At 71.3% G+C, this 8,409-nt stretch carries 7 protein-coding genes; 1 reads left to right on the top strand and 6 read right to left on the bottom strand.

The annotated features are described in order from the left end of the window. Positions 1 to 29: 29 nt before the first annotated feature. From hpf to mtrA, 5 genes are all read right to left on the bottom strand, one after another. Positions 30 to 716 (bottom strand): ribosome hibernation-promoting factor, HPF/YfiA family, encoded by a 687-nt coding sequence (gene hpf, locus DV20_RS30185; RefSeq protein ID WP_043786273.1) that lies wholly within the window; start codon positions 714 to 716, stop codon positions 30 to 32. Positions 717 to 1,438: 722 nt separating this feature from the next. Beyond that, on the bottom strand, positions 1,439 to 1,687 hold the full coding sequence (locus DV20_RS47220) for a hypothetical protein (RefSeq protein WP_326938512.1): 249 nt from the start codon (positions 1,685 to 1,687) through the stop codon (positions 1,439 to 1,441). A 695-nt stretch (positions 1,688 to 2,382) separates the two neighbouring features. Beyond that, entirely contained in the window at positions 2,383 to 4,119 is a 1,737-nt protein-coding gene (locus tag DV20_RS30175) for an LpqB family beta-propeller domain-containing protein (RefSeq protein WP_043786271.1), read from the bottom strand. After that, positions 4,116 to 5,840, bottom strand: coding sequence for an MtrAB system histidine kinase MtrB (gene mtrB, locus DV20_RS30170; protein WP_043786270.1), 1,725 nt, complete (start codon positions 5,838 to 5,840; stop codon positions 4,116 to 4,118). The genes DV20_RS30175 and mtrB overlap by 4 nt, the downstream gene beginning before the upstream one ends. A 7-nt stretch (positions 5,841 to 5,847) precedes the next feature. After that, the gene (gene mtrA, locus DV20_RS30165) at positions 5,848 to 6,525 is read right to left on the bottom strand and encodes an MtrAB system response regulator MtrA (protein ID WP_005150760.1); all 678 of its coding nucleotides are present in this window, start codon (positions 6,523 to 6,525) and stop codon (positions 5,848 to 5,850) included. Between the two features lie 360 nt (positions 6,526 to 6,885). Here mtrA and DV20_RS30160 point away from each other — a divergent pair, with 360 nt between their 5' ends. Then, positions 6,886 to 7,671, top strand: a complete 786-nt coding sequence (locus tag DV20_RS30160; protein ID WP_043786269.1) for an IclR family transcriptional regulator — start codon at positions 6,886 to 6,888, stop codon at positions 7,669 to 7,671. A 41-nt stretch (positions 7,672 to 7,712) separates the two neighbouring features. On the opposite strand, the gene DV20_RS30155 is transcribed toward DV20_RS30160, so the two are convergent. Beyond that, entirely contained in the window at positions 7,713 to 8,366 is a 654-nt protein-coding gene (locus DV20_RS30155; protein WP_084093749.1) for a dTMP kinase, read from the bottom strand. Between the last annotated feature and the right edge of the window lie 43 nt (positions 8,367 to 8,409).

Genomic DNA, 8,409 nt, shown 5'->3' with positions numbered 1-8,409 from the left:
CGTCCGGATGGCCTCCTTCGAGACCCGGCTCAGCCGAGCCGGATCACGCCGTAGTCGAAGCCTTTCCGCCGGTAGACCACGCTGGGCCGGCCCGCGTCGGAGTCGTTGAAAAGGTAGAAGTCGTGGCCGACCAGCTCCATCTCGTAGAGAGCCTGGTCCACCGTCATGGGCTCCGCGGTGTGCTGCTTCTCGCGGACGATGCGGCCGGGCTGGTGGCCCAGGTCGTCGTCGGCCCAGCTCTGCTGCTCGGGCAGGTGGATCTCGTCGGCACTCGCGAAGCCGTTCGCCTGCGGTTCGGCTTCGGGTGCGTCCAACACCGCGGTACGCGCGGCGGGACTGGCTGCGGCCGGGGATCCACCACCCGGCAGCACCGAGGTCGCTTCGGCGACCGATTCCGGGCGGCTGCGGCCGTAGTGCACGCGCCTCCGGTCGTGTGTCCTCCGCAGCCGGTTTTCCAGCTTGGTGACTGCGGAATCGAGCGCCGCGTAGAAGTCGGCGGCACACGCTTCAGCGCGTACGGCCGGGCCCCGCCCCTTTCCGGTGATTTCGACGCGCTGGCAACTCTTGGCCTGGCGCCGGTTGGGTTCGTGGAACAGTTCCACGTCGTACCGGATGACTTTCCTGTCGTAGCGCTCGAGGCGGGCCAGCTTTTCGCTGACGAGTGCCCGATAGTGGTCGGGCACCTCCACGTTGCGGCCCTTAACGACGATGTCCATACACGACCTCCCTCGCTGAGATGACTGCGAGCTGTTGTGTTCACACACGGCGCCGGTATTGCGGGGACGTGAGCCCGGATCGCGGGCTGAGAAGGAACTCGGAAACGGTGGACGACGTCTCGTTCCGGTGACCGAGCGCGGACTCAGCGCACCTCCGGCGCCAGGGACATGGGCTCGTCACCTCCCTGCCTGCGGGGATTGCTGATTGCGGAGCACGTTAGCTTCCTCACGCCCGTTACAACAGCCCCCGAGCCGGGGGATGTCAGGGGGTGGGAACCGGTCACCCCACGCAGTGATCGCGGAGCAGGCACCACAAAACACCCGCTGGTCGGACGCGCCGCTGTGCCCGCGCTTTCACACGGACGGCGCATCGCTGCCTCCTGGTCGACGCCGAGGGTGACGGGCCCGTTCCGCACAGCCGCCACCCCGGTGGAGTGGTGTGGCGGCCGAGTGAACGTGATCGACACCCTCATGCCCGGACAACGGGCGCCGGTCCGCTCGCGTTCCCGGGTGATGTCACTCGTGTAGGTGAAATCGGGTTCACCCGGGCGCGAGCGGGCGGCCGTGGTGGCGCATTTTTGCCGCTCGGCCTGCGGAAAGCCGGGTGACGGATGTTTGATCGAAGTGAGCGCGCGGAACCGGTACCACGGTTTCCGGCCTGCGCGGTCCCCGGGGAAGGTCCACAGTGGTTTCCATGGGTCGCCTTTTCGTGCCCGGCCGGTTCAGCCGGCTGCCAGGAGGGTCAGGACGGCGGAGACCGTGCACCCCGCCGCCGTCAGGGCTCGGGTGCAGGCCGCCGCGGTGGCCCCGGTGGTGATCACGTCGTCCAGGACCACGATGCGGTGATCCGGAGGCGGCCGCCCGGCTTCGCGGAAGCGCAGGCGGCCGGCCAGGTTGGCCACGCGCTGCTCGCGGCCCAGGCCGACGGCGTCGCGAGCCGTCGCCGCCAGCTCGAGCGCCGGGGCGACCACGGCTTCGATGCCTTGCGCGGTGAGGAGGCTCGCTGCTTCGTTGGCCAGGCGTTCGATGTGCGGGCCGCCTCGGACGCGGGCCGCCGAGGGACGGCTGGGGGCGGGGACCAGGCAGAGGGCTTGGGGCGGGAGTGCGGTTCGCGGCGGGGGGCGATGGAGCGCGTCGGCGGGGCTCGCCGGAGCGGGAGAATCGCTCGGCTGACCCGGGACGGCTCTTGGTCCAGGCGGAGCTTCACCCTGCTCAGCCGGAGCATCACCCGCCCATGCCCGAGTACCACCCCGCCCAGCCGAGACCCCAGCCAGCCGGGGCGGACCAACCGCCGGACCCCCAGCTTCCACCCCAGAACCGGCCCCCAGCGGCAGCACCGCCAGTGCCTCCGCCAACGCCCGCCCCAGCGACGGCGCCAGGTCCCGGCGTCCCCGCTCCTTGTACGCGATCAGCAACTTCCGGCCCACCCCGCGGTACCGGGCCAGCGCGAACACCCGCACCAACCCCGCCGTCGGCCCGCGCACCACTTCGCGCGCCGCTCCCCACACCTGCGCGCAGCGGGCGCAGCACGGCTCGCCCCGGGCTCCGCACGCGGCGCAGCGGCTGGGGATCAGCAGATCGAACAGTCTCTTCAGCACACGGACAGTGTCACGACCGGCACCGACAGTTTCCGACGCCCGGACGTCACCCGCCCGAGTGAAAAAGATCAGCCCGGATAAAAGGGATCCGCGTCCTTCATCGTGTGGCTGTGCGGGCGCCAGACCTCACCCAGCACCGAAGCCGTCCACAGGCCGTTGGCGTCCACCACCACGATGGGGCGGCCGGTCGCCGCCGTCACGCCGTGGACCGTCGGGGTGAGGTTGCTGCTGTTGAACGCGTCCAGGCGCTGGCCGTCCACCGTCACCTTGACCACCGGCTGGGACGGGGACTTCGTGACCGCCACCACGGCGTCCGGGGCGACCCAGTCGACGTCCACGACGTCCTCGAGGTCGTGCGGCTGGAGGTGGCGCGGCTCACGCAGGGACACCGAGTCGCCGTTGACGACCACCGAGGCCACCCACAGCTGACCCTTGATCACCGCCGCCACGCGGGCGCCGTCGCGGGAAAACCGCAGCTCCGTGAGGTCGCCCTGCTGGATGAGGTCCGTGGCGTTGACGCTCAGCGCCGTCCACTGGCCGTTCTGGTCGAGGACCATCCGGCCCACCGACAGCCCGTCGACCACCGTCCACAGCTCGCCGGTGCCGGGGCGCCACGTCGGGCGGGTCAGGGAACTGCCGCCGAGGCTGGTCATCGCCAGGTCGCGGCCGTAGTCGCCGATCCGCAGGCGCACGCCGCCGCCGTTGCGCTCCACCACCGCCAGGCGCTTGCCGTCGATCGACTGGGCCGCGCTCACGACGTCGTACGCGCCGTTGCCCGCCGGGCCCGGCACCGGGGCGCCGTCGCCGAGGGACCGGACCCGGCCGCCGACCGTCATCAGCCCCAGCAGCTGCGGGCTGATCGACAGCGACGCGCCGTACGCGGGCAGGTCGTTCTGCCGCCAGTCCGGGTGGTTCGGCACGAGCGGGGCGCCGTCGGCGAGGATGCGGATCCGCGCCGACGTGACGTACTGCAGGGACAGCACGATTTGCGCGGCGATGAGGTTCCGGATGTCATCGGGCACCCCCGAGAGCCCGGTCAGCGGCACCACCAGGGTCCCGTCGTCGAGGCTCTTGACGTTCGTGTCGATCTCGATCGGCTCGCCGAGCAGGTTCTTCACCGCGCCGGTCAGCCCGGCCGAAGGCCCGCTGACCAGCAGGTCCATCACCCGCCCCGGCAGGCCGGACTGCGGCTTCGCGACGACGTAGCGCCGGTCGGGGACGAAGGTGGCCGACGACTCCGCGTAGAAGCTCACCGGCACCGGCGTGTAGTTCTCGGTGAAGTCGGACTCGGTCGCGTACAGGTCGGCGGGCGGGTCGACGATCCGCCACTGGTTGTTGGCCTGCTTGCGCACCTTGACCTGCAGCAGCGCCGAGCTGTAGTCGGGCACGAACGCGCTGTTCTGGTCCAGGGTGCCGATGTCGGTCCCGCGCACGTTGACGACCTGCGTGTTCGGGTCCGGCGGCGGGGCGGTGTCGTAGACCGTGCCGAAGGTGTCCTGGATGATCGTCAGGCTGCGGCTCGGCCGCCAGCTCGCCCGGCTCTGCTCGTCCAGGTAGGCGCGGGAGGCCGCGTTGTTCTGCCCGGGCTTGAGCGTCGCCCCGACGAAGGCGCGGACCAGCGACAGCGGGTCGATGTTCAGCGGCGGCTCCGGCACGACGTCACCGGAGCTCTGGCCCTGGCGCTCGCCGGAGACGACCTGGGGCTGCGACTCCAGCGGCACGTTCGCGCAGCTCGCCAGCAACAGCAGGCACAGCACGGAAACCAGGAGCTTGCCCCCGGCTCCCCGAAGAGCGTGTGGTTTCACTGACCGATTCCCTCACGTTCGGCGAAGATCGCCTCCGGCGCCGGCGTGACGTCGACGACCCCGAGCGGCACCTCGGCGGCGAACCGGTCGGGCGGCGGCAGGACCAGCGGCGAGTCCCCCGCGGGCACGTCCTGGCGGCGCGGCAGCAGCAGGCGGAAGCAGGCGCCGTTGCCGGGCTCGCCCCACGCGTCGAGCTCGCCGCCGTGCAGGCGCGCGTCCTCCTGGCTGATCGCCAGGCCGAGCCCGGTGCCGCCGGTGCGCCGGTTGCGCGACGGGTCGGCGCGCCAGAACCGGTTGAACACCAGGTCCGCCTCGCCCGGCCGCAGGCCGACGCCGTGGTCCCGGACCGTGATGGCGACGGCGGTTTCGTTCGCCCCGACCGTCAGCACCACCGGCTTGCCCTCGCTGTGGTCGACGGCGTTGGCGAGCAGGTTGCGCAGGATCCGCTCGACGCGCCGGGCGTCGACCTCGGCGATCACCTCTTCCTCGGGCAGCACGAGCTCCACCGAGCTGCCCGCGTTGCCGGCGATCACCCGCACCTGCTCGACCGCGCGGGTGGCGATCGGGCGCACGTCGATGAACTCCGCGGCCAGCTCCTCCACGCCGGCGTCGAGCCTGCTGATCTCGAGCAGGTCGCCGAGCAGCGCTTCGAACCGGTCGAGCTCGTCGACCAGCAGTTCCGTCGAGCGCGCGAGACCGGCCGGGAACTGCTCGCGAGAGGCGTGCAGCACGTCCGCGGCCATCCGGACGGTGGTCAGCGGCGTGCGCAGCTCGTGCGAGACGTCGGAGGTGAACCGCCGCTGCAGGCCGCCGAACTCCTCGAGCTGGCGGATCTGGCGCTGGATGCTCGCGGCCATCTCGTTGTAGGACACCGCGAGCTTCGCCAGGTCGTCCTCGCCGAGCACGGCGAGCCGCTGGTCGAGGTCGCCGCCGGCGAACTGCTCGGCCGCGGCGGCGGCCTGCCGGACCGGGCGGACCACCTGCCGCGTCACCAGGTTCGTGATGCCCGCCAGCAGGAGCAGCAGCACGAGGCCGCCGACCAGCAGCGTGTTCTGCACCGTCGAGACGGTGTTCTGCTCGGTCGTCAACGGGAACAGCAAGTACAGCTGGAGCGGCGTGGCCACGGGGCGCAGCGGCGTCCCGACGATCAGGTACGTCGTGCGCGCGCCCCCGGCCTCGGGGACGGTGTGCTCGAGGAAGCTCATCTGGTCGGCTTCGACGAACTGGCGCAGCCGCGGCGGCACGTTCTCGAACGGGCCCGCGAACCTCGGCTCGGCGCCGGACTGGTCGTGCCCGCCGCTGGCGAGCACCGGGACGAACGTGCCCGCCGCCGACCCGGCCGCGTCCTGGCTGGTCGGCGTGATCGCGATCTTCTTCAGCGCGTTCTCGAGCCGGTTCCGCAGCGCTTCGTCGTTTTCGTCGCCGAGGCCGACGAGCTCACCGGCGGCCGTCTCCGCCGCCGCGCGGGTCTGGGCGACCGCCGCCGTGCGCTTGGTGTCCAGCAGCCGTTCGGTGATCTGGTTCTGCAGCACCATGCCCAGCACGAAGACCACGGCCGAGGACAGCGCGAGCGTCGACACGGTGACGCGGAACTGCAGCGAGTGCTTCCACAGCTCGTTGAACGCGACCGCGCGACGGCGCGCGAAAACGACGACACGCCGCACCAGGCGTGCCGTCGAACGCGCGAATCCGGGGAGCCGTCTGGCGGTCTCCGTCGTCATCGGGTGATCACGGCGGGCCGGCCTTGTACCCGACGCCGCGAACGGTCAACACCACCTCGGGGTGTTCCGGGTCCTTCTCCACCTTCGAACGCAGGCGCTGGACGTGCACGTTCACCAGCCGGGTGTCGGCCGCGTGCCGGTAGCCCCAGACCTGCTCGAGCAGCACCTCGCGGGTGAACACCTGGCGCGGCTTGCGAGCCAGCGCCACCAGCAGGTCGAACTCCAGCGGGGTCAGCGGGATGGCCTTGCCCTCGCGCGTGACCTCGTGGCCCGGCACGTCGATCGCCAGGTCGCCGATGGTGAGCGATTCCGCCGGCTCGGCCTCGGTGCGGCGCATGCGGGCCCGGACCCGCGCGACCAGCTCCTTCGGCTTGAACGGCTTGACGACGTAGTCGTCGGCGCCGGACTCCAGGCCGAGGACGATGTCGACGGTGTCGCTCTTGGCGGTGAGCATGACGATCGGCACCCCGGACTCGGCGCGGATCGCCTTGCAGACGTCGATCCCGTTCATCCCGGGCAGCATCAGGTCGAGCAGGACGAGGTCGGGCTTCAGCTCACGCAGCGCGGGCAGCGCGCGTGAGCCGTCGGCGACCACCGCCGTGTCGAACCCCTCCCCACGGAGCACGATGGTGAGCATCTCCGCGAGGGCGGGGTCGTCGTCGACCACGAGAACACGTGCCTTCATGTCCACATATTCGCACTAGTTCCGGCGCCCGCACGCACGACCCGCGTGTTTGACCACCAGAAAGATCAAGATCGCGTGGGTTCCCTGCTCCATCCGGGTGCCGGTACCGGCCGCTTTGGACGGTCCGCGGAGGCCGGGCCGGGGGTGCCGGCGCGGCCTCCGCGGACCTGTGAGGAGGGCTCGGGGAACGGTGGGCACGGGCTCCCGGCAAGGACTGCCGGAATGCCGGGGCGGTCCGTGAAAGTTGCGCACTGCGAGACGGTGTGCTCGTTGCGCAACAATCCGGCTTCGGGGTCGTCCTCGTCAAGAGATTCGCCCACTCAGCCGATAGGCCCCCCGCGAAACGGATACTGTTGCGCCATGCGGAACCAGGACCCGGGCAACGCAACTCAGAGCCAGGTGCAGTCGGTCGACCGGGCCATCAGCGTGCTGGAGCTCCTCGCGCGCAACGGCGAAACCGGCATCACCGAGATCGCGGGCGAACTGGGCGTCCACAAGTCGACGGCGTCGCGCCTGCTCAGCGTCCTGGAGACCAGAGGCCTGGTCGAGCAGCTCGGTGAACGCGGGAAGTACGCGATCGGGTTCGGCGTCGTCCGGCTGGCCGGCGCCGCGACCGGCCGGATGGACCTCGCGAAGCTGGGCCGCGCCAGCTGCCTGGCGCTGGCCGAGGAACTCGGCGAGACGGTGAACATCGCCATCGCCGACGACGGCGTCGCCATCAACATCAGCCAGGCCCGCGGTTCGGCCGCGATCACCACGCAGAACTGGACGGGCCAGCGCACCCCGCTGCACGCGACCTCGAGCGGCAAGGTTCTCTTGGCGTACATGGCGGAAACCGAGCGCAAGCGGGTGCTGAAGCGGAAGCTGGAGCAGTACACCCCGCGCACGACGGTCGAGCCGGAAGAGCTGCTGGCCGAGCTGGACCGGGTCCTCGAAGACGGCTACGCGGCCTGCTACGAGGAACTCGAACTGGGCATGCACGCCGTCGCCGTGCCGATCCACGGCCCGGGTGGCGAGGTCGTCGCCGCGATGAGCGCTTCCGGGCCGTCGTACCGGCTTTCGAAGCAGCGGGTGAAGCAGATCGTGAAGCCGATGACCGAGGCGGCGGAGGAACTTTCCGCGCAGCTGGGGTACTTCCGGGATTAAGGCTCGACTCTGTCCATAGTGGACGGCTCGACCCGGCGCGGCTACTGCCCCAGCAGCGTCGTGGCCAGTGCCTCGAGGTCCACGCCCGCGACGCCGTCGAGGACGTGCCACGGCGCGAGCCAGCCCGACGCGGCCAGCTCGTCGTAGACGGCCGCGCACCGCCGCTGCAGGCCGTCGTCGGTTTCGAAGGCGTCGCGCTCCCGGTCCGTTTCGGTCGCCGCCCGGCGTTCGGCGCGCTCGGCCGCGACCGCCGGGGCGACGCGCAGCAGCAGGTGCGCGTCCGGGCGGGGCAGGCCGAAGCGGGCGACCTCCAGTTCCCACACCCACTTCACGACTTCGCCGGCCGCGTCCTGCCGCAGCCGCGCGGCCGCGTACGCGGCGTTGGAGGCGACGTACCGGTCGAGCAGGACGACGTCGTGCGTGTCGCGCAGCGCGCGGATGTCGTCCGCGGCGCCGCTGCGGTCGAGCGCGTAGAGCATGGCCATGCCGTACACGGAGTCGGCGAGGTCGCCGTGCCCGCGGTGCAGCGCTTCGCGGACGAGGTCCGCGTGCACGCTTTCGCCGTAGCGCGGGAACGCCAGCGACGCCACGCTCGCGCCCTTGGCGCCCAGCGCCGTCGTCAGCCCGTCGGTCAGCGTGCGCTTGCCCGCGCCGTCGAGCCCTTCGATGACCACCAGTCGTCCCACGGGGATCACAGTATCGGTGGTGGTGGACCGGCGGGCTCGGTGGAAGGAGATC

The sequence above is a fragment of the Amycolatopsis rifamycinica genome, assembly GCF_000695625.1.
GTDB classification, from domain to species: Bacteria; Actinomycetota; Actinomycetes; order Mycobacteriales; family Pseudonocardiaceae; genus Amycolatopsis; species Amycolatopsis rifamycinica.
Note: the sequence above shows the minus strand (reverse complement) of the source record. Positions and strands in the feature narration are given on the sequence as shown.